This window comes from Rhodopseudomonas sp. NSM, from assembly GCF_052445935.1.
Classification (GTDB): domain Bacteria; phylum Pseudomonadota; class Alphaproteobacteria; order Rhizobiales; family Xanthobacteraceae; genus Rhodopseudomonas.
Genome location: NZ_JBQTCH010000002.1, coordinates 159,406 through 183,095, shown reverse-complemented (window position 1 = coordinate 183,095; position 23,690 = coordinate 159,406). Strand labels below are relative to the sequence as shown.

The 23,690-nt window shown below is 66.1% G+C and carries 20 protein-coding genes and 1 pseudogene; 9 read left to right on the top strand and 12 right to left on the bottom strand.

Going from position 1 to position 23,690, the window contains the following annotated elements:
* Positions 1-9: 9 nt before the first annotated feature.
* The 7 genes and pseudogenes from ACTZWT_RS05075 to ACTZWT_RS05045 all read right to left on the bottom strand — a co-directional run bounded on the left by ACTZWT_RS05075 (position 10) and on the right by ACTZWT_RS05045 (position 10,265).
* Positions 10-2,070: an ice-binding family protein gene (locus ACTZWT_RS05075; RefSeq protein ID WP_444768629.1), complete on the bottom strand. Its 2,061-nt coding sequence runs from the start codon at positions 2,068-2,070 to the stop codon at positions 10-12.
* 133 nt (positions 2,071-2,203) lie between these two features.
* A complete protein-coding gene (locus tag ACTZWT_RS05070; protein WP_444768628.1) occupies positions 2,204-3,853 on the bottom strand; it encodes an acyl-CoA synthetase in 1,650 nt (549 codons plus the stop codon).
* A 53-nt stretch (positions 3,854-3,906) separates the two neighbouring features.
* Entirely contained in the window at positions 3,907-5,790 is a 1,884-nt protein-coding gene (locus tag ACTZWT_RS05065; protein ID WP_444769202.1) for a TRAP transporter large permease, read from the bottom strand.
* 8 nt (positions 5,791-5,798) lie between these two features.
* A complete protein-coding gene (locus ACTZWT_RS05060) occupies positions 5,799-6,818 on the bottom strand; it encodes a TRAP transporter substrate-binding protein (RefSeq protein WP_444768627.1) in 1,020 nt (339 codons plus the stop codon).
* A 321-nt stretch (positions 6,819-7,139) separates the two neighbouring features.
* Entirely contained in the window at positions 7,140-8,405 is a 1,266-nt protein-coding gene (locus ACTZWT_RS05055) for an MgtC/SapB family protein (RefSeq protein WP_444768626.1), read from the bottom strand.
* A 143-nt stretch (positions 8,406-8,548) separates the two neighbouring features.
* Positions 8,549-9,245: pseudogene (locus ACTZWT_RS05050) on the bottom strand (VIT1/CCC1 transporter family protein).
* A gap of 348 nt (positions 9,246-9,593) precedes the next feature.
* The gene (locus ACTZWT_RS05045; protein ID WP_444768625.1) at positions 9,594-10,265 is read right to left on the bottom strand and encodes a glutathione S-transferase family protein; all 672 of its coding nucleotides are present in this window, start codon (positions 10,263-10,265) and stop codon (positions 9,594-9,596) included.
* A 127-nt stretch (positions 10,266-10,392) separates the two neighbouring features.
* On the opposite strand from ACTZWT_RS05045, the gene ACTZWT_RS05040 reads away from it, so the two are divergent.
* The gene (locus ACTZWT_RS05040; RefSeq protein ID WP_444768624.1) at positions 10,393-11,304 is read left to right on the top strand and encodes a LysR family transcriptional regulator; all 912 of its coding nucleotides are present in this window, start codon (positions 10,393-10,395) and stop codon (positions 11,302-11,304) included.
* A 358-nt stretch (positions 11,305-11,662) separates the two neighbouring features.
* Here ACTZWT_RS05040 and ACTZWT_RS05035 read toward each other — a convergent pair whose 3' ends face one another.
* Entirely contained in the window at positions 11,663-12,136 is a 474-nt protein-coding gene (locus ACTZWT_RS05035) for a collagen-like protein (protein WP_444768623.1), read from the bottom strand.
* A 296-nt stretch (positions 12,137-12,432) separates the two neighbouring features.
* Here ACTZWT_RS05035 and ACTZWT_RS05030 point away from each other — a divergent pair, with 296 nt between their 5' ends.
* On the top strand, positions 12,433-14,490 hold the full coding sequence (locus tag ACTZWT_RS05030) for an ATP-dependent helicase (protein ID WP_444768622.1): 2,058 nt from the start codon (positions 12,433-12,435) through the stop codon (positions 14,488-14,490).
* Positions 14,491-14,505: 15 nt separating this feature from the next.
* On the opposite strand, the gene ACTZWT_RS05025 is transcribed toward ACTZWT_RS05030, so the two are convergent.
* Both ACTZWT_RS05025 and ACTZWT_RS05020 read right to left on the bottom strand, forming a co-directional pair.
* On the bottom strand, positions 14,506-14,823 hold the full coding sequence (locus ACTZWT_RS05025; protein WP_444768621.1) for a YdhR family protein: 318 nt from the start codon (positions 14,821-14,823) through the stop codon (positions 14,506-14,508).
* Between the two features lie 57 nt (positions 14,824-14,880).
* Entirely contained in the window at positions 14,881-15,705 is an 825-nt protein-coding gene (locus tag ACTZWT_RS05020) for an enoyl-CoA hydratase/isomerase family protein (protein WP_444768620.1), read from the bottom strand.
* Between the two features lie 70 nt (positions 15,706-15,775).
* Here ACTZWT_RS05020 and nthA point away from each other — a divergent pair, with 70 nt between their 5' ends.
* The 4 genes from nthA (at position 15,776) to ACTZWT_RS05000 (ending at position 18,763) form a co-directional block, all read left to right on the top strand.
* Positions 15,776-16,408: a nitrile hydratase subunit alpha gene (nthA, locus tag ACTZWT_RS05015; protein ID WP_444768619.1), complete on the top strand. Its 633-nt coding sequence runs from the start codon at positions 15,776-15,778 to the stop codon at positions 16,406-16,408.
* Positions 16,408-17,067 carry a nitrile hydratase subunit beta gene (nthB, locus tag ACTZWT_RS05010; RefSeq protein ID WP_444768618.1) on the top strand — a complete coding sequence of 220 codons (660 nt, stop codon included), beginning with the start codon at positions 16,408-16,410 and terminating at the stop codon, positions 17,065-17,067. Before nthA ends, nthB begins: the two co-directional genes overlap by 1 nt.
* On the top strand, positions 17,064-17,456 hold the full coding sequence (locus tag ACTZWT_RS05005; protein WP_444768617.1) for a nitrile hydratase accessory protein: 393 nt from the start codon (positions 17,064-17,066) through the stop codon (positions 17,454-17,456). Before nthB ends, ACTZWT_RS05005 begins: the two co-directional genes overlap by 4 nt.
* 161 nt (positions 17,457-17,617) lie before the next feature.
* A complete protein-coding gene (locus ACTZWT_RS05000) occupies positions 17,618-18,763 on the top strand; it encodes a GNAT family N-acetyltransferase (protein WP_444768616.1) in 1,146 nt (381 codons plus the stop codon).
* Here ACTZWT_RS05000 and ACTZWT_RS04995 read toward each other — a convergent pair.
* Positions 18,736-19,986, bottom strand: coding sequence for a serine hydrolase domain-containing protein (locus ACTZWT_RS04995; RefSeq protein WP_444769201.1), 1,251 nt, complete (start codon positions 19,984-19,986; stop codon positions 18,736-18,738). The two genes, ACTZWT_RS05000 and ACTZWT_RS04995, sit on opposite strands and share 28 nt — an antisense overlap.
* Positions 19,987-20,128: 142 nt before the next feature.
* Positions 20,129-20,845, bottom strand: a complete 717-nt coding sequence (gene queC, locus ACTZWT_RS04990; protein WP_444768615.1) for a 7-cyano-7-deazaguanine synthase QueC — start codon at positions 20,843-20,845, stop codon at positions 20,129-20,131.
* A gap of 114 nt (positions 20,846-20,959) precedes the next feature.
* On the opposite strand from queC, the gene mazG reads away from it, so the two are divergent.
* The 3 genes from mazG (at position 20,960) to ACTZWT_RS04975 (ending at position 23,550) form a co-directional block, all read left to right on the top strand.
* Positions 20,960-21,784 carry a nucleoside triphosphate pyrophosphohydrolase gene (gene mazG, locus ACTZWT_RS04985; protein WP_444768614.1) on the top strand — a complete coding sequence of 275 codons (825 nt, stop codon included), beginning with the start codon at positions 20,960-20,962 and terminating at the stop codon, positions 21,782-21,784.
* A gap of 105 nt (positions 21,785-21,889) precedes the next feature.
* Complete coding sequence (locus ACTZWT_RS04980; RefSeq protein WP_444768613.1) at positions 21,890-23,185, top strand: hemolysin family protein; 1,296 nt, start codon at positions 21,890-21,892, stop codon at positions 23,183-23,185.
* Entirely contained in the window at positions 23,182-23,550 is a 369-nt protein-coding gene (locus tag ACTZWT_RS04975) for a hypothetical protein (RefSeq protein WP_444768612.1), read from the top strand. The genes ACTZWT_RS04980 and ACTZWT_RS04975 overlap by 4 nt, the downstream gene beginning before the upstream one ends.
* Positions 23,551-23,690 lie beyond the last annotated feature (140 nt).

Genomic DNA, 23,690 nt, shown 5'->3' with positions numbered 1-23,690 from the left:
TCCCGGGCGTTACCAGGCGTAACGCACCCGGCCGATGCCCCGGTATAGGCTGGCATGTTCGGCGAATTCTCCGTCCAATTGCGCACCGACTGAGAAGCCGTTGCTGAACCGCAATTCGGCGCCAGCCGAGGCCAGCAACAGATCGGTCGGCCCTGCGGCGCCGTTGACGGTGAAGCTCGACCCGGGCAATGCGAGAAAGCCCGCCGTCATCGTCGGATCAGAGCTTTCGTCGTGCGCCCAGGCCGCGCGGCTGCGGAGGATCAGCAAGCTGCGGTCGCCGAGCGGCGTGGCCTGGTCGAACCAGGCACCGACCTCGGTGCGAACCACGCTTTCGGTGCGCGCGTCGTAGCGTCGTGCGAAGTCCGAATTGTCGTTCTCGGCGTAAGAGGGGGTTCGGAACGCCTGCGCCTGCAACGCGGCATAGGGCGTGATGCCGAACGCCGGCAGCATCCAGAAGTCCTGCACCGCGAAGCGATAACCTCCCTCGATCCGCGCCCCGAAATTGTTGGCGTTGAAGCGCGCGCGCAAATGGTCGGCGGTGACGACCGACAGAAACTGATCGGTGGTGACGTCATGCCAGGCGTAGGCCAACGCCGCCGACACATAGGCGGCATCGAAGCGGGTCGTGCTGTAGATCGCGGCCTGGAACATGTCGCTGCGGCCGCTGCCAAGTCCATTGGCCAGCGCATAACTTGTTCCGCCGCCGCCGAGCGCGAAGCCGACGATGGTGTCGGGCAGGATCCGATAGTCCAGGCCGGTGGCGAAGCCGAAGCCTCGGCTCGAGCGGTCATCGGTGAGCCATGCGGCATTGCCGTGGATCTCGGCTTGGCCGCCATAGCCGGCACCCCATACGCTCCAGCGTGGACCCGGACCGATCACCAGGCTGCGATCGATCGCCGTCGCGGCCGGCGCCTTGGTGGCCATGCGGCTGTCCGGCGCATAGCCGAGCGTGCGCAGCACCGGCGCTGAGGGTCCAAAGCCGCGGCCGTCGGAATTCATCCCGGCGGCATATGGATTGAGCACCAGCGAAAGGAATGAGTTCATCGCCAGGATGCCGGTCTGCGCGATCCCGGTGCTGGATTGGCCGGTCAGCTGCCCCAATACGATCGCCTGCTGCAAAGGGGACAATCCCGCCAGATCGATGAACCCCTGCGGAAAGCTGGCGGACAAGAAGTTGTTGGGGCCGATCGCGTTGGCGAACGCTGCGTTGATGGCGGCAATCACTCCCGTTGTCGGAGGCGTGATCGCGGGCGTTTCCGTCGTGTTTCCCGGACCGGGCACCACGGGGGTGGTCGGCAGCAAAGGCGCGGGAGCACACGGGGACAGAGCGCGGGCCGCGATGGTATTGGTGTCGAGCGTCACCGCGCCGTTGCGCGCCAGTGCACTGCCGCAACTGATATTGGCGCCGGTGTTGAGCGTGATGCTGGTCAGCGCAAGAATATCTCCGACGAACGACGTGGTGGTGCCGAGCGTCGCCGAGCTGCCGACCCGCCAATAGACGTTGCTGCCGAGGCCGCCCCCGATCACGGTGACGCTCGCCGCGCTGCTGGTGGTCAGCGTGCTGCCGATGTTGAAGATGAAGATCGCATTCGGGTTGCCCAAGGCATTCAGCGTCAGTGCGCCGGTCAATTCCGCCGCGGAGGCGAAATTGTAGACCCCGGGGGTGAGGGTCAGGCCGCCGAGATTCTGTCCGGTCAGGTCGCCGGTGGCTGGCCGGCTCGCGATGGCGTTGTAGCCGGATGCCAGATCGATCTGGGCCTGGATCGCAACGGCGTCGCCGATAAAGACGCCTCCGGGGGCGGTCACGATGCCCGGCGGAAATCCGCTCACCGCGCTTCCGGGACTGATGCCGAGGCTGCCGATCAGCGTCGTGGGGCCGGTGTTGCTCACCGCCGATCCGGCCAGGACGGCGAAGCCAGCGGCGGTCCCGAGGTTCGGCGCCTGCGCCCAGGCGGTCGACGATGCTGCCAGCGCCGTCAGACAGGCGAGCCCCAGGCCGAGCCGTTGTGTGGATCGTCCGCCACGGGAGAGCGAGCGAACGGAAAAGCAGTCAGCACCAATCGCGAGCATCGGCTTTCCCTATCGAAACAAGAAAGACTCCTCACACTCCAACCGACTTGCGAATCAGTACGAGATGTGAGTCGATCGATGCTAATCAACCCGTGCTGGAGACACATCTGTAGAACTACTTACTTCCTGTTACTTAATCCGAGATGGCCTTCGCCGATCTCACCTGATCGCGTAGCATGAACTTCTGGATCTTGCCGGTCGAGGTCTTGGGGATCGCCGAGAACACGATGGTCTTCGGCGCCTTGAAGCCGGGCAGATGCTCGCGGCAATAGGCGATGATCTCGGCCTCCGAGGCGCTGGCGCCGTCCTTCAGTTCGACGAAGGCGCAGGGCACCTCGCCCCATTTCGGGTCGGGCTTGGCGACCACGGCGGCGAACAGGATCGCGGGGTGCTTGTAGAGCACATCCTCGACCTCGACCGAGGAGACGTTCTCGCCGCCGGAGATGATGATATCCTTGGAGCGGTCCTTGATGATGACGTAGCCGTGGGGGTCGAGTACGCCGAGGTCGCCGGTGTGGAACCAGCCGCCGGCGAGCGCTTCCCTGGTGGCCTTCTCGTTCTTGAGATAGCCCTTCATCACGATGTTGCCGCGGAACATCACCTCGCCGATGGTCTCGCCGTCGCGCGGCACTTCCTTCATGGTTTCGGGATCGAGCACGGTGACGGCTTCCTGCAGCGGGTAGGGCACGCCCTGCCGGCGCTTGAGCTGGGCGCGCTCGGCGGCGGGGAGATCGTCCCAGCCCGGCTGCTCGGCGCACACCGAGGCCGGGCCGTAGACCTCGGTCAGGCCGTATACATGGGTGAGCTTGATGCCGACCTGCTCGGCGCCGGCCAGCACCGCCACCGGCGGCGCGGCGCCCGCGATCAGGCCGACGACGGGACGCGCGGCGGCGCCCTTCGGCGCCTCGGGGGCGTTGATCAGCGCGTTGTAGACGATCGGCGCGCCGGACATGTGCGTGACGCCGTGGCGCGGGATCAGATCGAAGATTTTCGCCGGATCGACCTTGCGCAGGCAGACATTGACGCCGGCCGCGGCCGCGATGGTCCAGGGGAAGCACCAGCCGTTGCAGTGGAACATCGGCAGCGTCCACAGATAAACCGGATGCGCGCCGAGATTGGCGGCGAGGATGTTGCTGACGGCGTTCAAGTAAGCGCCGCGATGATGCGTCACCACACCCTTGGGATTGCCGGTGGTGCCGGAGGTGTAGCCGAGCGCGATCGCGTCCCATTCGTCCTGTGGCCGCTCGCCCGTGAAGCTCGGATCGCCCGAGGCGACGGCGTATTCGTATTCGAGCTCGCCGATGTGGTGGTGGCCGGGAAACATCTTGTCGTCGACGTCGATCACCAGCGGCTTCGGTCCCTTCATCAGCTTCAGCGCATCGGCGATCACCGCGGCGAATTCCGGATCGACCAGGATGATCTTGGCGCCGCCATGCTCGAGCTGGAACGCGATCGCCGGCGCGTCGAGGCGGATATTGAGTCCGTTCAGCACCGCGCCGGCCATCGGCACCGCGAAATGCGCCTCGACCATTGCGGGCACGTTGGGCAGCATCGCAGCTACCGTGTCGCCGCGGCCGATGCCGCTGCGCGACAGCCAGGAGGCGAAGCGGCGGCAGCGCGCGCGGGTCTCCTTCCAGGTGTAGTGGCGGCCTTCGTAGACCACGCTGGTGTGGTCCGGATAGACGTTGGCGGTGCGTTCGAGGAAACTCAGCGGCGACAGCGCCACGTAGTTCGCCGGCGTCTTGTCCAGCCCGATGCTGTAGTGACCTTGCGGAGCGCTCATGACGACCTGCCTCTCACTTCACGATGGCGGCGCGTCTGATGACCCGCAACGCCTCACAGAAATCCGATTGAAATCCAGGGCACCGCGGCGACGATGATCAGGCCGACCATCAGCGCCAGCAGATAACCCAGGATCGGGCGCACGCCCTCGGCCGGATCGACCCGGCCGATCGCGCACGCCGCATAATAGCCGACCCCGAACGGCGGTGCGAACAATCCGATGCCCATCGCCAGGATGACCACCATGGCGTAGTGCACCTCGTGGATGCCGACCGCGCGGGCGATCGGGAACAGCAGCGGGCCGAACAGCACGATCGCCGGAATACCTTCGAGCACGCTGCCGAGGATCACGAACGCCACGATCGACACCGCCAGGAAGGTCGGCGGGCCGCCGGGCAGGCCGGTCATCGCGGTGGCGAGCGATCGCGAGAAGCCGGACTGCGTCAGGCCCCAGGCCATGCCGGTTGCGGTGCCGATGATCAGCAGGATCGCGCCGGACAGCGCCGCGGTATCGACCAGCATCGGCATCAGCCGCCGGAAGTCGAACTTCCGGTAGATCAGAAGCCCCGCAAACACCGCATAGACGATGCCGATGGTCGAGACTTCGGTGGCGGTGGCGACGCCTTCGACCACCGCGGCGCGGATCACGAAGGGCAGCGCCAGCGCGGGTAGGGCGATGATCAGCGTCTTGCCGATCTGGGCGCCGCTGGCGCGCCTGATGTGGCTGAGATCCTCGCCGCGATAGCGCCACCACACCAGCATCGACAGCGTGATCGCCAGCACCACGCCCGGCAGCAGCCCGCCGGTGAACAGCGCCGCGATCGACACGCCGGTGACCGAGCCGATGGTGATCAGCACCAGGCTCGGCGGAATGGTTTCGGTCTGGGCGCCGGTGGCGGCGAGCAGGGCGACCAGGTCGCCCGGCTTTGCGCCGCGCTCCTTCATCTCCGGAAACAGCACCGGCGCCACCGCCGCCATGTCGGCGGCCTTGGAGCCGGAGATGCCGGAGACCAGATACATCGCGCCGACCAGCACGTAATGCAGGCCGCCGCGGACATGGCCGAGCAGGCTGGCGAGAAACGCCACCATCGCCCGCGCCATGCCGGTCATCTCGATCAGCAGGCCGAGGAACACGAACAGCGGCACCGACAGCAGGATCAGATGGCTCATGCCCTCGTCCATCCGGCCGACCAGCACGATCAGCGGCGTCCGCGTCGTCAGCGCCAGATAGCCGTAGATCGCGAGGCCAAATCCGAAGGCGATCGGCACGCCGGCGAACACGCAACAAGCGACCACGCCGACAAAGAAAATCACCAGATTGAGATTACCGAGCGGCTTGAACAGCGGCTGCGCCAGCCAGAACGCGCCGATCAGTACGGCGACGATGAGGGCGGCAGCGGCCACCAGCCGCCAGTCGCCGAACCGGATCAACCGCAGAACCGCGAACAGCGTCATCAGCGCGGTGCCGACCGGCAGTGCCGCGGCGCGCCAGGCGTTCGACAGCGACAGCGCCGGCGTGGTGATGTAGCTTTCCTCATAGGCGTATTCGAAGGCCGGCGCCGCGATCAGCAGCAGGAACGCCAGCGCCGCGCAGATCGCGACGAGGTCGAGAAACGCGCGCAGGCGCGGCGAGGCTGCCGCCACCAGCGCGGTCATCCGCATGTGCTCGCCGCGGCGGAACGCCACCGCAGCGCCGAACATCGCCAGCCACAGGAACAGGATCGAGGCGAGCTCATCCGACCAGATCAGCGGGCTGTGAAACACGTAGCGCGACACCACGCCGGCGAACAGCACCACGATCTCCGCGACCACGAGCAGGGCCGCGGGGATCTCGACCAGCAACCCCAGCCCGGACTCCAGCGCGCTCGTCAGCGACTTGCGCGTTGCGGTCCCGAGCGGTTCGCCAGCCGCCGCTTGCGGGATCTCGGCGTGGGTCATCGCGATGGTCAGGCCAGCTTGCCGACGGATTTCTCCAGCAGCGACCATGCCTGCTCGCCATATTTGCCTTTCCACTCAGCGTAGAAGCCGGCTGCGCGCAGCTTGTCGCGGAACGGCCCGATGGTCGGCTGGTTGAACGTCAGGCCCTTGCCGGCGAGTTCGTCCTTGAGGCCGGCGTTGAGCTTGGCGACGTCGCCGCGCTGATTGACGCCGGCGGCGTTGATGTTCCTGGCGACGATCTCGCGCAGATCGGCCGGCAGCCGTTCCCAGGCGCGGCGGTTGGCGAGGAACCAGAAGCCGTCCCACATGTGGTTGGTCAGCGAGCAGTATTTCTGCACTTCATAGAGCTTCGCGGTGGAGATGATCGCGAGCGGATTTTCCTGCCCCTCGACCACTTTGGTCTGCAGCGCCGAATAGACCTCGCTGAAATTGATCGAGGCGGGCGAGGCGTCGAACGCCTTGAACATCGAGGTCCACAGCGGCGACACCGGAACGCGGATCTTGAGGCCCTTGAAATCCTCCGGGCCGTTGATCGGCCGGGTCGAGGTCGTGGTCTGGCGGAAGCCGTTGTCCCAGATCTTGTCCATCACCACCAGGCCGGCCTTGTTGATCTCGCCGCGGACATAGGCGCCGAGGTCGCCGTCCATGGCCTTCCAGACCGTGTCGTAGTCCGGGAACGCGAAGCCGATGCCGTTGATCGAGGCCGCCGGCACCAGCGTCGACAGGATCAGGCCGGACAGCGTGAAGAACTCGACGCCGCCGGAACGGATCTGGCTCAGCATGTCGGTGTCGGAGCCGAGCTGGTTGCTCGGGAAGATGTCGATCTGGACCCGGCCATTGGTCTCGGTCTTGATCGCCGCCGCCATCTCGCGGGCGCGCACATTCATCGGGTGGGTGTCGGGCAGGTTGTTGGCGTATTTGTAGACGAACTCGGCCTCCGCCGCGCGCGCCACCAACGGCGCCCCGATGCCGCCGAGCGCGGCCGCTGCCGCCGATGCCTTCAACAAGGTCCTGCGCGAAACGCTCATCCCGAATCCTCCTGCCACGTCGTCTTCTTGTGCGAACCGACCCATCGAGTCGACCGGCCTCTGGTCATCATTTCGGCCCAGCGCGGTCAAGCGATTTCCCGCCATCACCGAGGGGATTGTGGCAGCCGAAGCCGGCCCGTCCGAGCCGTGCCGGTGGCTTCGGTGAAGAGATGCGGCCGCCGGCCGGCGTGCCAGGTATGGCCGACTACTCGCAGCCGGCACCAGAATTGCACGCAAAGGGCGCGTTCATCAAGAACGCATTCCTTGGTTGCACCCGATGTCTCGGATCTGCATTCGAAACGCGATCGATGCCTTGCGTGTTTAGACCATCCTGACGTCGAGCAGGGCGCCTGCCCATGCCGCCAGCGCGACGATGACCAGCCCCGGGATCACCCGGATTGCGAACGGGCGTCCACCGCTGACGGTGGCAAACACCATCTTGCTGACTGTGTTGGTCGAAAGCCCGGCCAGAATTGGAAGGATGGCATCGTTGGAGGTGATTTTTTCCGACGACACCAGCGAGGCGATGGAAACAGCGGCGGAATGCGTATCGACAAAGCCAGCGAGTGCTGCTGCGACGACAGTGCCCTTCTCGCCGAACAGGTCCTGCAGCGCTGCGGAGGCCACCAGAATAACGGCCAGGATGGATGCAAACAGCAATGACGTCGAGAGACTGAAGGCGCGGCCTTGCTGTGGATCTCCGTCCACCTGTTGTCGCAAGGCGAGTATCGTGAATGCGCTGCCATAGGCAACGGCGGCCAGACCTGCGCAAAGCAATGGAGTCGCCAGGGATTGCAGGGTGGTCATGCTCGTCGCAGCCAGAACAACCGTCATCTGGACGATCGTCGCTATCGTCGACAACACCGCCCCGGCAACGGCAGCCGGCAGAGCCTCTTTTGACCTCGCGGCCCGCGCACCCATGGCGCCGATCGTTGCCGTGCTCGAGATGAAGCCGGATGCCAGTCCTGCTATCGGCAATCCGAAACGCGAACCGAGAAGCCGGACTGCGAGGTAGCCGGCAGCGCTGATTGCCATCACGAGAAGGACGATGACCCAGATCGCATGCGGGTTGAGCGCCCCGTAAGGCCCCATTGCACGGTCGGGTACGAGCGGCAGGACAACGAGCGAAGCCGCGGCGAAGACCAGGGCATCCTCGAGTTCGTTTTCGGTCAGCAATGTGCTGACAAACCGATGAAGCCGAGATTTCACCGTCAGCAAGACGGCCAGCACAACCGCAACGCCGCCGGCGAGTTCTGGCTGTTGCATCGACAGCCCGCCAAGCAGAACGGTGGCGATCAGCGCCAGTTCGGTTGTCAGTCCGGGATCGTCCTCGTCCACACGCCAATAGGCGACCGTGACCAACAGCACCACACCGGCGGTCGCAATGGCAAACAGCGTGACGCCGCCGACAATGAAGCTGATTGCTCCAACAAGCGAAGCGACGGCGAACGTGCGTATTCCGGCCGGAGATCGTGACGGCCCCGCGCCCTTGCGACGTTCCCGTTCGGCGCCAATCAATAGACCGACCCCGAGGGCGACGGCCAGCTTCAGTATGACGGGATCAATGATGACAACTTCTCCCGCCACAAAGGGTGCGATGCCGACGAGACTATCGACATCGCGCGAAGACGAGAAGGATCATCTCGGGATCGAACGGGGTGTGGGGCTCGGAGTTCGGTCCATGAAGAGAAGAGGTGGGGGCTTGCCACGAACGGCGGCGAGGCCGCACGCTAGACCGCGTGTCCGACCAGAGCCCCGATGGCGGCGCTGGCAGCCATTGCCAGCGCGCCCCAGAACGTCACCCGAAGCGTCGGCTTGACCATCCCGGCGCCGCCAATTCGTGCGCTGACGGCACCTAGGATCGCGAGGCAAATCAGCGATCCGCCGGACACGGCAACGGAGGTCGAGCCCGTTGGCGAGAGCAGGACGATGCCGATCGGCAAGGCTGCGCCGACGGAAAACGTCAAGGCGGACGTCAGTGCGGCCTTGCACCGGCCGTGCAACGACGTGCGCACTCAGCCCGAGTTCGTCCTTTGCATGCGCGGCGAACGCGTCTTTGGCGGTCAATTGCTCCGCAACCTGCCGGGCCAATTCCGGTCCGATTCCCCGGTCGATGTATATCTTCGTCAGCTCTTCGAGTTCGTCTTCCGGTGAATCGGCCAACTCCTTGCGTTCGCGCGCCAGATCGGCCTGTTCAGTATCGGATTGAGAACTGACCGAAACGTATTCGCCCGCGGCCATCGACATCGCGCCGGCGACAAGACCTGCGACTCCGGCGATCAGCACGTCCTTGGAGGAGGTTGCGGCCGTCGCCACGCCGACGACGAGGCTGGCCGTCGAAATGATCCCGTCATTGGCGCCCAGCACGGCAGCCCGCAGCCAGCCGATGCGCTCGATGAGGTGGTTTTCACGGTGAACTCGATGCATCGATGGACCTCTTGCCGGGGGGCGGCTTCTTCACGGGGCTTCCGTTGTGATTTCCTGCGAATGATGCCGCTGCTCGTAACATCATGCAGTCCCCATGGACCACTGCGTAGCGGGACCGTCCAAGTGATGCTCCCCACATAAGAGCGACGTGAAATCGAAAATCTTCAAGGATTTCTGAGGCGGTCGCACCCCATAAGAAAACGCGATTCACCCCATAAGACCGTCGTAACAGGGGGGCTACCCCATAAAGACGTCGCGCTTTTTAGAGCCAAGTGGAGGAGTTGGCGTAACGAACGGTGGCCTAAGACCTTCGCGCAGAGCCAGAACGACAGATAGGAGGCTTTGAAACTACAGCTTCATGCCGACGCTCGCCAGGAAGCTTTCCATCCGGTCATCGACCTCAGCCTTCGTCTCCGCCCACGCTGGGAACGAACGGAGAAGGTTGTCGTGCCAAGCGACCAGGTTCGGAAACTCTTTGAACGGAAACTTCGCGCGACCGGCCTGGGAAAAGGGCGCCGCAATATCGATGTCGGCAAAGGTCAGTGCATTGCCGACCATGAACTTGCGGCCTTCAAGATGCCGGTCGAGCACCTTTGCTGCGGCGCGGATCTTGCCCTCGGCGAACGCGACGAGAGACTCTTCCTTCGGTAAGCCCATAACCGTCTTCGCCACGCGCTCGTCGAAGATAGTGGTGGTGAAGGTGCGCCACTGTTCACCCGACCAAAACATCCACTGAAGAACCTGGAAGCGCTCCTCTCGGGTGACACCGACCAACGGCGAATTCACCTTCTCGGCAAGATACAGATTGATCGCCGAAGCTTCCCACAGAATGGTGTCTCCATCCTCAAGAACCGGCGTCAGGCCATGGGGATTGAGGCGTGATTTGAACTCGTCGGTCTGGCTCTCGCCTTTGAAGAGGTCGACGTTAACGCGTTCGAGTTCGATGCCCATGATCTTCGCCGCCGTGCTCACGCGACGCAGACTTCCCGAGCCCGCGTCACCATAAATCTTCATCGCCATGACTTTTCGCTTTCGGTTTGCGGCCCGGGACGGGCGGCCTAGAAAAAGCTCTCACATTCTATTGGCGAATGAAATTGAGCCAGTTAGAATTCCATCTATTCCATTATGGAATTGATCGGGATCAGCGATGGATAGGCTGGATGCGATGAGGATGTTCGTGCGCGTTGTCGAAAGCGGAAGCTTTTCGCAGGCGGCGCGTGACTTGAACGTCAGCCAACCCACCGTCAGCAAACAGCTTGCCGCGCTTGAAGCGCGGCTCGGGACGCAACTGCTCTCGAGAAACTCCCGTGCTCTCGCCGTGACGCCCGCAGGACAGGACTATTACGAGGCCACCGTCCGCATCCTTCAGGATATCGACCTCGTCGAAGAGAGAATCCTCGAGGGGCAGGCGGCCCCTTCGGGGCTGGTCCGCGTGACGCTCTCGCCGGCGTTCGGGAGAATGTTCGTCATCCCCCGGCTGCCGGACTTCAGGCGCCGTTTCCCTGACGTCGCGATCGAGATGGAAATCTCCGGGCGACACGTCGATCTGATCGAGGAAGGAATGGATGTCGCAATCCGTATCGGTCGGCTCTCCGATTCAGCGCTCGTCGCCCGGCACATCGGCGACATGCGGATGATGACCGTGGCCTCCGCCGGCTATCTTGCCCAACATGGCACGCCGCAAACGGTCAACGAACTGCATGACCACCAGCGTGTCAGCTACATCTACCAAGGGGATATCATCGGGTGGGGTTTCCAGGTTGACGGCCTACCGGTCACGATCGACGGAGGGGGAGCATTCCGCACCAACGACGCCGAGCATGTCCGCGGCGCAGTCCTCGCGGGCCTTGGCATCGCCCACCATGCGAGTTGGTTGTTCACGGATGTGGTGGCCTCCGGCGAGGTTGTACGAATTCTGGATCAGCATGCGCCGCCGTCCTTTCCGATCAACGCAGTGACCGCTGCCGGACGACGCATGCCTTCGCGAGTGCGGCGGTTCATCGATTTTCTCGCTTCGATTTGCGCCGAAGAGCCGGAATTGAAGGTCGGAGACGGCTAGGGCGAGGCAGCTCAACTTCGTCCCGCCGAAAGCGCGACGGTCTTATGGGTGCGTCGCGACGTTCATATGTGATGAAATGCGCTCTTATGGGGGGATCGACACCAAGCGCTCGGCGTTGTTCAACCGACGATCTCTAATTCGCATAAGGTATATTATGGAATATCTAGATACACACGATTCGTCATAGGCTTATCTGGGATGCCGAAAGTGCGGGCTGCCCGACACCATGCTTGTGGATGGTTGTGCATCAGTCCGAAGACCTTGCCAGTCTTTCCAGCCTGCGCCGCAGTTTTTGGCGTAACGCGCAGGATCGACCGACCGTCGGGCGGCCAAAAATAGTCGGACGGGATTCGACGCGTCAGTTCTTCGGGGCCGCCTCGCCCTGCTCGCCTTTCTGGCCGGCCGGACCGGCGGGACCAGCTGGGCCTGCGGGACCCGCTGGCCCGGTCGGACCGGCGTCGCCCTTGGGACCGGCATCACCCTTGGGGCCTGCCGGGCCAGTCGGGCCCGCCGGGCCGGCGGCCCCCGCAGGACCGGCCGGGCCGACAGCGCCGGCGGCGCCGGGTTCGCCCTTGGGGCCACGCAGGCCGCAATTGGCGACCAGCCGGTCCTTCAACGTCTCGTTGCCTGATTTCAGGTCGAGCTTGCAGGTCTCCGGCAGATACGACAGCGAGAACCGGAAGCGTCGCGAGGACGAGCTTTTGACCTTGTCGCCGGTCGCGACGACTTCGACCTCCTGATTGGGTTTGCTGGTCTTGCCGGTGATCACCAGCTGGCCGCTGGTGATCGACAGCGTATCGAGTTCCAGCGCCATCGCCGTACCCGAACTCATGACCAGAATTGCGGTCCCAACGAGAATGGATCGTCTTGCCATCAAGCCTACCCCCATGCGTGTTCGACCGGCGCGAAGCGCCAAATGCGTTGTCAGGCCGGCGCGGCTCATCCGCGACCGCCGCTATCGAGGATAGCCGAACGCACGCGCGAGCATAGCCGTCCGTGCGCGACATTTTCGATACAGGCGGAGTTCCGTGGATGAAGCCGCGAACTGCCGTGCCGGGCCCGCGATCGGCGTTGCGAACAAAGCAGGAATCAGGGACCGTCGGTCCTCATCCCGACAGGCGCTGATTCGTGTCTCTGCCCGCAACCTATCTCGACGGCCTCAATCCGGAGCAGCGTTGCGCCGTCGAGCACGGCGTGGGCGAGGGTCCCTGCCCGCCGCTTCTGGTGATCGCCGGCGCCGGCAGCGGCAAGACCAACACGCTGGCGCATCGCGTCGCGCATCTCGTCGTCAACGGCGCCGACCCGCATCGCATCCTGCTGATGACGTTCTCGCGCCGCGCCGCCGCCGAAATGACCCGCCGTGTCGAGCGCATCGCCCGCCGGGTAATGGGCGACGGCGCCGCGCGTGGCGGCGCGCTGAGCTGGGCCGGCACGTTTCACGGCATCGGCGCGCGGCTGCTGCGCGAATACGCCGAGCGGATCGGGCTCGATCCGGCGTTCACGATCCACGACCGCGAGGATTCCGCCGACCTGATGAACCTGGTCCGCCACGATCTCGGCTTCTCCAGGACCGAAAGCCGGTTTCCCGCCAAGGCGACGTGCCTGTCGATCTACTCGCGCTGCGTCAATGCCGGGCTGGCGCTCGATGTCGTGCTCGGCGCCAACTATCCGTGGTGCGCCGGCTGGGCCGCCGAGCTGAAGCAGCTGTTCGCCGGCTATGTCGACGCCAAGCAGCGCCACAACGTGCTCGATTACGACGATCTGCTGCTGTACTGGGCGCAGACCATGACCGAACCGTCGCTCGCCGACGAGATCGGCGCGCGCTTCGACCACGTGCTGGTCGACGAATATCAGGACACCAACGCGCTGCAGGCGCAGGTGCTGCTCGGGCTGAAGCCAGAAGGCCGCGGCCTGACCGTGGTCGGCGACGACGCGCAGTCGATCTATTCCTTCCGCGCCGCGACCGTGCGCAACATCCTCGACTTCCCGAAGGCGTTCAGCCCGCCGGCCCGGATCGTCACGCTCGACCGCAACTATCGCTCGACGCAGGCCATCCTCGGCGCCGCCAACGGCGTGATCGACCTCGCCGCCGAACGCTTCACCAAGAATTTGTGGACCGATCGCGCCACCGGATCGCGGCCGCAGCTCGTCGCCGTCCGCGACGAGGCCGATCAGGCGCGCTACATCGTCGAGCGCGTGCTCGAGCATCGCGAGAGCGGCACCACGCTGAAGCAGCAGGCGGTGCTGTTCCGCACCTCCTCGCATTCGGCGCCGCTCGAGCTCGAACTGACGCGGCGCAATATTCCCTTCGTCAAGTTCGGCGGCCTGAAATTTCTCGACGCCGCCCACGTCAAGGACATGCTGGCGCTGCTGCGCTTCGTGCAGAACCCGCGCGACCGCGTCGCCGGTTTCCGCGTCATGTTGCTGCTGCAGGGGATCGGGCCGGCTTCCGCGCAGAAGGCGCTGGACGCGATCACCGCCGTCGCCGATCCGCTGAAAGCCCTCGCCGCCGTGCCCGCGCCGCCGCGTGCGCCCGACTGGCGCGATTTCGTCGACGCGATCGGCGAGTTGCGCGACGGCCGCGCCGGCTGGCCGGCGGAGATCGAGCGCGCCCGGCTGTGGTACGAACCGCATCTCGACCGGATTCACGACGACGCGGTGACGCGGCGCGCCGACCTGGTGCAACTGGCGCAGATCGCGTCGGGCTATCCGTCGCGCGAACGCTTCCTCACCGAGCTGACGCTCGACCCGCCGGATGCGACGTCCGATCAGGCCGGCGTGCCGCTGCTCGACGAAGACTACCTGATCCTGTCGACGATCCATTCCGCCAAGGGCCAGGAATGGAAGTCGGTATTCGTGCTCAACGTCGTCGACGGCTGCATGCCGTCCGATCTCGGCACCGGCACCTCCGCCGAGATCGAGGAGGAGCGCCGCCTGCTCTACGTGGCGATGACGCGGGCCAAGGACGATCTGCATCTCGTGGTGCCGCAGCGCTTCTTCACCCACGGCCAGAACGCGATGGGCGACCGCCACGTCTACGCCGCGCGCAGCCGCTTCATTCCGGACAGGCTCCTGAACCTGTTCGAGCGCACGAGTTGGCTGAAGGTGACCGCCTCGCCCGGCTATCCCACCCGGCAAGCCGCACCGATCGACATTGGCGCGCGGATGCGCGGGATGTGGCGCTAACGCGGGCGGCGGTGCTCACGCCGCGGCGGTGACCGTGCCGCCCAGCGCGTTGTCGACGATCACCGGGCTGTCGAACCACGAAATCACCGGCTCCGCGCCGTACAGCTGCGCCACCCGCTGCCGCCATTCGCCGGCATAGACCCGTTCGGCGGCCTCGCGCGATTCCCACAGATACACGCCGCCGGCGGTGCGGCCGTCCTCCGAGCGGATATAGTACTTGCGGATCAGGCCGGGCATTTTCTGATACTTCGGCGCGCTGCTGCGAAACCGCTTCGCCGCCTCCTCCAGACTGATCGGCTCTGACAGCGCGAACTGCACGATCGTCGTGATCATCGAATACCTCCCAGATTGATTTGATCGATCCTAGCGCGAAACCCGCGGTGCCGCTGCTCACTTTCCGTGAAACCGCGGCTTGCGGCGCTGCAGGAAGGCGTCGACGCCTTCCTTGTGGTCCTCGCTCATACCGGCGAGCGCGAACTGGTCGAGGTCCATGTGGCTGGCGAGGTCATCCAGCGCGTGCGCCAGCCGGTTGACGGTGAGCTTGGTCATCGCCACCGACATCGGCGGCTGCGCCGCGACCTTGTCGGCCAGCGCCATCGCGGCGGCGAACGCCTGCCCCGGCTCGGCCAGATGCTCGACCAGCCGCCATTCATAGGCCTCGTTCGCGCTGATCTTGTCTTCGGCGAGGATCACCGCCTGCTTGGTGCGCGCCGGGCCGATCAAATGCAGCATTCGCGGCACGCTCTGCCAGCTCATGTTCATGCCGAGGCCGATCTCCGGCACGCGGATATGCGCGTCGCGCGCCATCACCCGGAAATCCAGCGCCACCGCCAGCGCCACGCCGCCGCCGATGCAGAAGCCCTCGATCGCCGCGATGGTGATCTGCTCCATCTCCTGCCAGGCGCGCGTCAGCCGCGGGCCGAGCTTGAGATGCCGGCGCAGTTCGCCGAGATCCATTCCGGCGCGGCTGCGTCCCTCCGGGTCCTTCAGATCGAAGCCGGCGCTGAACGCCCGGGCGCTGCCGGCCAGCACCACGACAGATGTGGCGCCGTCGTCCTCGAAGCTGCGCGCGGCGTCGGTCAATTGCCGCATCGCGTCGGGCGACAGCGCGTTGATGCCGTCACCGCGGTCGAACCGCACCACGGCGACGCGGCCCTCCGGCCCGAGCCCCCGCTCGATCGTCACGAACTCCGCCACGCCGCCTCCCAACTGCATTCTTGGTTGTTCCGAGGCTAGCAGCTTCCCGGCTCGACAGCGCAACATTTTCCAATCTATGTTGCGTCGCATGAGCAATCATCATCACGGCCATTCACACGATCACGACCATTCGGAACTGTCGGACACCGAGCTGCGGGTGCGTGCGCTCGAGTCGATCCTGACCGAGAAAGGCTATGTCGAGCCGGCCGCGCTCGACATCCTGATCGAGACCTACGAAACCAGGGTCGGGCCGCGCAACGGCGCCCGTGTCGTGGCGAAAGCCTGGGCCGATCCGGCGTACCGCGCGCGGCTGATCAAGGACGCGACCGCCGCAATCGCCGAGCTCGGCTACACCGGCCGCCAGGGCGAGCACATCGTCGCCGTCGAGAACACGCCCTCGACCCACAACATGGTCGTGTGCACGCTGTGCTCCTGCTATCCATGGTCGGTGCTCGGCCTGCCGCCGGTCTGGTACAAATCCGCGCCGTACCGTTCCCGCGCGGTGAAGGAGCCGCGCGCGGTGCTGGCCGATTTCGGCGTGACCCTGCCGGACGACACGGCGATCCGGGTGTGGGATTCGACCGCGGAGATCCGCTATCTGGTGATTCCGATACGGCCCGACGGCACCGAAGGCTTCACCGAAGAACAACTGGCCGATCTGGTCACCCGCGACAGCATGATCGGCACCGGCGTGGCACAGCCTCCGGCGGAGAATTCGTGATGGACGGCGCGCACGACATGGGCGGCATGGACGGCTTCGGCCCGGTGGTGCCGGAGGCCAACGAGCCGCTGTTTCACGCCGCATGGGAGCGCCGTGCCTTCGCGCTGACGCTGGCGATGGCACGGCCCGGCGGCTGGAATCTCGACATGACGCGGTTCGCCCGCGAGAACCGCTCGCCCTTGGACTATCTGTCGAAGAGCTACTACCAGATCTGGCTCGCCGGCCTCGAGCGGCTGATGGCGGAACGTGGACTGGTCACGTCCGACGAGATCGCCGCCGCCCGGCCGCTGCATCCGCGCCGCGACGTCGCAGCACTGTCGGCGGACGATGCCGCGCCGATGCTGGCGCGCGGCGCGCCGACCGAACGTCCGGCGCCGGCGCCGGCTCATTTCGCGATCGGCGACCGCGTCCGCGCCAGGAACATCCACCCGCACACCCATACGCGGCTGCCGCGCTATGTCCGCGGTCATGTCGGCGTGGTCGAGCTGGTCCATGGCGCCCATATTTTTCCGGACAGCCACGCGCTGGGCGCCGGCGAACAGCCGCAATGGCTCTACACCGTCACCTTCGACGGCCGCGAATTGTGGGGCGACGACGGCGATCCGACGGCGCGGATCTCGGTCGACGCCTGGGAAAGCTATCTGGAGCCGGCACGATGACGGCCGATGCGGACGCGGCTGCAATCGCGGCGCGGAGCGTGCCCGGCCTGCCGCGCGACGATGACGGCCCGGTGTTCCGCGAGCCGTGGGAAGCGCACGCCTTCGCGCTCGCCGTGACGCTGCACGCGCGCGGGCTGTTCACCTGGCCGGAATGGGCGGCCGCGCTCGCCGACGAGATCAAGCGGGCGCAGCAGCGCGGCGATCCCGACAATGGCGACACCTATTACCTGCATTGGCTCGCGACGCTGGAACGGCTGATCGCCGACAAGGGCGTCGCCAGCGCCGCGACGCAGACGCGCTATCGCGACGCCTGGGACCACGCCGCCGACCGGACGCCGCATGGCCAGCCGATCGAATTGCAGCCGGCCGATTTCACTCCGCCGACCTGATTTCTCGCGGGGCCGGAGATGCACGGCAATCCGCGGGAAGGTCGTTAACGCTGCCGATGCAAAATCACCCCGGGATAGGACCGGATCAACGATATTGATCGGCGCAAGCGTCATTCTGCTGGTTGGTCCGGCAGAATGATCCGGGGCTGGATTGAGAGTCGATGTTGCAGATCGAAGCGAGCGAACGGTCGATCGTTTGGGCGACGAAAGCCCCCAACCGCTACATTGCCGAATCCACCTCCGACGTCGGCAGGTTCCTCGAACGCGCCGCGGCTCTCGGTCCGCAGGCGGCAGTGACGCCGTTTCAATCCCCGAACTGGCTGGCGCCCTGGCTGCAGGTGCTGGCGCCATCGGCCGATGTCGAGCCGCTGCTGATCACCGTCCGCGACAGCTTGCGCGGCGAGATCGCGATGCTGCTGCCGCTGGTGCTGCGGCGCTTCTACGGCCTCACACTGGTCGAATTCGCCGACCTCTCGGTGTCCGATTACGGCTTTCCGCTGCTCGGCCCCGCCGCGCCGGCGACGCCCGAGGCGGCTGCCGAGGCGTTCGAGGCGGTGCTGTCGGCATTGCCGCCCGTCGACGTGATCCGGCTGTGCAACCTGCCGCGCGCCGTCGACGGCCGCGCCAATCCGCTGGCGATGCTGCCCGGCACGGCGCCCGGCTCGGTGCGCAACGCCGCCGCCCTGCCCGCGAGCTGGGACGATTATCTGGCCGCGCGTCCGCGCAAATTCCGCAAGGCGCTGCGCCAGCATCACCGCGCCTTCGATACGGTCGGCGGCGCGACCGTGCGGATGATCACCGACGACGCCGAGGCGAGCCGCCTGCTCGACCGGCTCGACCGTTTCCAGCGCGCGCGGATCACGGCGCGCGGCAAGCGCTACGTGCTCGACCAGCCGGCCTATTCGAATTTCTACCGCGAAGTGTTCGAGCGCGGCGTCGCGCAGCGCTTCGCGATGCTGTCGGTGCTGGAATCCGGCGGCAGCATCGTCGCGCTCGCCTACAGCCTGCTGCATCAGCAGAGCTGCACGACGGTGCGGCTCGCGCATCTCGGCGAGCAATGGAGCCGCTGCTCGCCGGGCATCGTGCTGGCGAGCGAGATCATCCGCTGGCTGATCGAAAACGGCGTCCGCAAATTCGATCTCGGCGCCGGCGGCTACGACTACAAGAAGCGGCTCGGCTGCGAGCCGGAGCAATTGCTGACGCTTGAAAAAGCGATGAGCATCAAGGGCCGGATGGCGCTGTCGGCGTGGACGACGTTCGCCGGCCGGCGCGCGCTGCTTCAGTCGCTCGCCGCCAAGGCGTCGTAGACCAGCTTCTTGAACGCCGGCACGTCGCGTCCCCGTTCGCGCTCGGTCTGCTGCATCAGGATGGTGATCACGCCGAGCTTCGGATCGACGCCGAAATAGGTGCCGCTGCCGCCGTCCCATTTCAATTCGCCGATCGAGCCCGGCGGCGGCGGCTTCGCCTCGCCCGGCTCGGTGCGGACCGCGAAACCGTAGCCGTAACCGAAGCCGTCGCCGGGGAAATAGAAGTAATCCCGCTCGACCCCCGAGCCCGGACCGATATGATCGGTGGTCATCGCCTTGAACGCCGCCGGGCTCAGATAGCGCCGGCCGTCGAGTTCGCCGCCACCCAGGATCATCCGGGCGAAGCGCGCATAGTCTGTAATAGTCGAGATCAGGCCGCCGCCGCCGGACTGCCACTCCGGATGGGCGCGGCGTTGCCGCTCGGAATCGACCAGCACCGTATCGTCCGGCAACGGCTCGGCCATCCGCGCCCGCTCGTCGTCATTGTCGGGCACGTATTTGGTGCTGGTCATGCCGAGCGGATCGAATATTCGCTGCTTCTCGAACTGATACAGCGTCTGGCCCGAGACGATCTCGATGACGCGCCCGAGCACGTCGGTCGAATGGCCGTAGCGCCACAGCGTGCCGGGCTGGCGCGCCAGCGGCAGCCGGGCGATCCGCTCCGCGAATTCGGCGTTGTCGAACGCGCCGGCGAAGATATCGGCGTCGCGATACGCCTGCTGGATCAGTTCGCCGCCGATATATTCGTAGGTGATGCCCGAGGTCTGCCGCATCAGGTCCTCGATCGTCACCGGCCGGATCGGCGCCACGCGCTTCAGCACCGGCCTGCCGTCGGCGGCGACCGCCTCGATCCCGACCTGAACGCTGGCGAAGGCCGGAATGTACTTCGACACCGGATCGGCCAGCGACAGCTCGCCTTCGTCGATCAGCATCATCGCCGCGACGCTGGTGATCGGCTTGGTCATCGAGCGCAGCGCGAAGATCGTATCCGGCGTCATCGGAGCGCGCCGCGTCACGTCGCGCACGCCGAAGCACTGCAGATAGGTCGGCTTGCCGCGCTGCTCGACCAGCACCACCGCCCCGGGCAGCTTTCCGGTGGCGACCTCGTTGTCGAAAAAGGTGGTGACCGCGGCGAAGCGGCCGCCGGGTGGCGACGGCGCATCGGCCGCGCAATCCGCCGCGGCCGCCGGCACGATCGACAGCCACAAGAGCGACAGCGCCAAAGCGGCGAGACGGATTTCAGCACACGGTTGCGATCGAGCTGGCGGCACGTGATCCTCGGCTTGCCGATATTGCCGCGATCATCGCGATCGGCGCGCCGGAATCCATCATACGCAGGTGTGATGGCGATGACTTTTGCGCGAGCTACTCCGTCCGCGCCCGATACTCCCGCCAGCCCTTGCCGCGCAGCGCGCAGGCCGGGCATTCGCCGCAGCCATAGCCCCAGTCGTGACGGGCGCCGCGCTCGCCCAGATAGCAGGTGTGCGAATGTTCGCGGATCAGATCGACCAACGCGGTGCCGCCGAGATCATGCGCGAGCTGCCAGGTCGCGGCCTTGTCGCGCCACATCAGCGGCGTATGCAGCTCGAAGTCGCGCGCCATGCCGAGGCTGATCGCGCCTTGCAGCGCCTTGATGGTGTCGTCGCGGCAATCCGGATAGCCGGAATAATCGGTCTCGCACATCCCGCCGACGATGTCGGCGATGCCGCGGCGATAGGCCAGCGCGGCCGCAAACGTCAGGAAGATCAGGTTGCGGCCGGGCACGAAGGTGTTGGGCAGGCCGTCGGCGCCCATTGCGATTTCGACGTCGCGGGTCAGCGCCGTGTCGGAGATCGCGCTCAGCGTCGGGATCGCCAGCGTGTGGCTGTCGCCGAGCCTCGCGGCCCAGTCCGGATCGATCGCGCGGAACCCGTCGAGCAGCCTGTCGCGGCAGTCGAGTTCGACGGCGTGGCGCTGGCCGTAGTCGAAGCCGACCATCTCGACCCGCGCAAAGCGCGACAGCGCCCAGGCCAGGCAGGTGGCGGAGTCCTGCCCGCCGGAGAACAGCACCAGCGCGGTCTTTTCGGAACGTGGTTCGGTCATGCGCGTCGCTCTAGCACCGCGCGCCGCCGCCGCCAAATCACCCTCGATTTCGCTGGGACGGACGGCCCGGTTGCGGCATAGGAAGCCGACACTCCTCCTGTCCGGACCAGCTTCATGACCCCTTCCCGCGACATTTCCCGCCTGATCGAGATCATGGCGCAGCTCCGCACGCCGGACACCGGCTGCCCGTGGGATCTGGAGCAGGACTTCGCGTCGATCGCGCCCTACACCATCGAGGAAGCCTTCGAGGTCGCCGAAGCGATCGCCCGCAACGACCTCGACGATCTGCGCGACGAACTCGGCGACCTGCTGCTGCAGGTGGTGTTTCATGCCCGGATCGCCGAGGAGCGCGGCGCCTTCGCGTTCGGCGACGTTGTCGCGGCGGTGACGGCCAAGATGATCCGCCGCCATCCGCATGTGTTCGCCGACGCGCAGGGCAACATCGCGCCGTCGCATGTCGAGGGCGTGTGGGACCGGATCAAGGCCGAGGAGAAGGCCGAGCGCGCCGCCCGCCGCGGCGAGACCGAAGCGCCGCCGGTATCCGTGCTCGCCGGCGTCAAACCCGGACAGCCGGCGCTGTCGCGGGCGATGGAACTGCAGCGCAAGGCCGCCAGGGTCGGCTTCGACTGGAACGACCCGCGCGAGGTGCTGAAGAAGATCCGCGAGGAAGCCGACGAGATCGAGGACGCGCTCGATCGCGGCGACAAGCGCGATATCGCCGAGGAGACCGGCGACCTGATGTTCGCGCTGGTCAACCTCGCCCGCCACACCGGCGCCGACCCGGAAATGGCGTTGCGCGGCACCAATGCGAAATTCGAGCGCCGCTTCGGCTATATCGAGCGGGCGCTGGCGGCGCGCGGCAGGACGCCGGACAGCGCCGGCCTCGCCGAGATGGACGCTCTGTGGGACGAGGCCAAGCGCGCCGAGACCGGTCGCTGAGCCCGCCGAGACCCCAAAGATAAACCCGACCCCCGGTTCCTTTGAGGGCACCGGCATCCTATCTGTTGCGCCAGTGTAAACAGCAGAGGGGGCGACGCTGGCGCCATGTTATCGGTAGAATTGGCAATCGTTGTCGGACTGATCGTCGCCAACGGTTTGCTGTCGATGTCTGAGCTGGCGATCGTGTCGTCGCGACCGGCCCGGCTGGCGCTCATGGCTCAGAAAAAGGTTCGCGGTGCCCGGCAGGCGATGGTGCTGGCCGACGATCCCGGCAAATTCCTGTCGACGGTCCAGATCGGCATCACTTTGGTCGGCGTGTTGTCGGGTGCATTCTCGGGCGCGACGCTCGGTCAACGCCTGAGCGAGACGCTGGCCGAACTCGCCGTGCCGTTTCCCGACATCATCGGCTTCGGCCTGGTGGTGACGCTGATCACCTATGGCACATTGATCGTCGGCGAACTGGTGCCCAAGCAGGTCGCGCTACGCGATCCGGAAGCGGTCGCGGCCAAGGTCGCCCCGGCGATGAGCGTGATCGCCACGGTGTCGCGGCCGGTGGTGTTCATCCTCGATCTGTCCGGCAGGGCGATCCTGAAGCTGCTCGGCCAGGGCGGCGCGGCCGAGGAGAAGATTTCCGAGGAAGAGATCCACAATCTGGTGCTGGAAGCGGAAACCGCCGGGGTGCTCGAGCCCGGCGAGCGCGAGATGATCGCCGGCGTGATGCGGCTCGGCGACCGGCCGGTCGGCGCGGTGATGACGCCGCGGCCGGATGTGGATTCTGTCGATCTCGGCGATCCGTCCGAGGCGATCCGCGAGGCTTTCCTCGGCAGCCCGCACTCCCGCCTGCCGGTCACCGACGGCGATCGCGACAACCCGATCGGGATCATCCAGGCCAAGGACATGCTGGAGGTCTATCTGCGCGGCGACAAGCCGGACCTGCGCGCGCTGGTGCGCGACGCGCCGGTGATTCCGTCGTCCGCCGACGCCCGCGACGTGCTCGCCACGCTGCGGAAATCGTCGGTGCATATGGCGCTGGTCTATGACGAATTCGGCGCCTTCGAGGGCGTGGTCACGACCGCCGACATTCTCGAATCGATCGTCGGCGCGTTCGGGTCCGAGGACGGCCCGGCGGAGCCTGCCGCGGTGCGCCGCGAGGACGGCTCATATCTGATCGCGGGCTGGATGCCGGTCGACGAATTCGGTGATCTGTTGCGGGTGCCGATCCCGGAGCATCGCGACTACCACACCGTCGCGGGCCTCATTCTGCAGCATTTCGGCGCGCTGCCGGTGATCGGCGACCGGTTCGACTATCAAGGGTGGAGGATCGAAATTCTCGATCTCGACGGCCGGCGGATCGACAAGGTGATGGCCACCCACAACGGCGACGCAGGGGAAGCTGCGTGACGGCGTCGCCGACGACCGGCCCGGCCGAGAGCCGCGCCCGGGCGCTGACGGTGGTCCGGGCGCTGCACACCACGATCTGGGCATTCTTCGCCAGTTCGATCGTGGCGATTCCGGTCGCCACCCTGCTCGGCCAGCTCACCGCCGCGCTGTGGATGAGCCTGTTCGTCTGGGGCGAGGTGGTGGTGCTGCTGCTGAACGGAATGCGCTGCCCGCTGACCGCGGTCGCGGCGCGCTACACCGAAGACCGCGCCGACAATTTCGACATCTGGCTGCCGCGCTGGCTCGCCCGTCACAACCAGCGGATCTTCGGCACGCTGTTTGCGGCGAGCCAGGTGCTGCTGGCCTACGCGCTGATCAGCGACTGAAACGGCCGGCGTCTGAAACGCATGGGATCGGATCTGGCCCAGCCCCCGCCTGCGCGGGGACGACTCGTTGCGGACGCTGCAGCTCATAGCCGATTGCCCTGCCCTGAAACGGCAACGGCCGCCCGGTTGCCCAGGCGGCC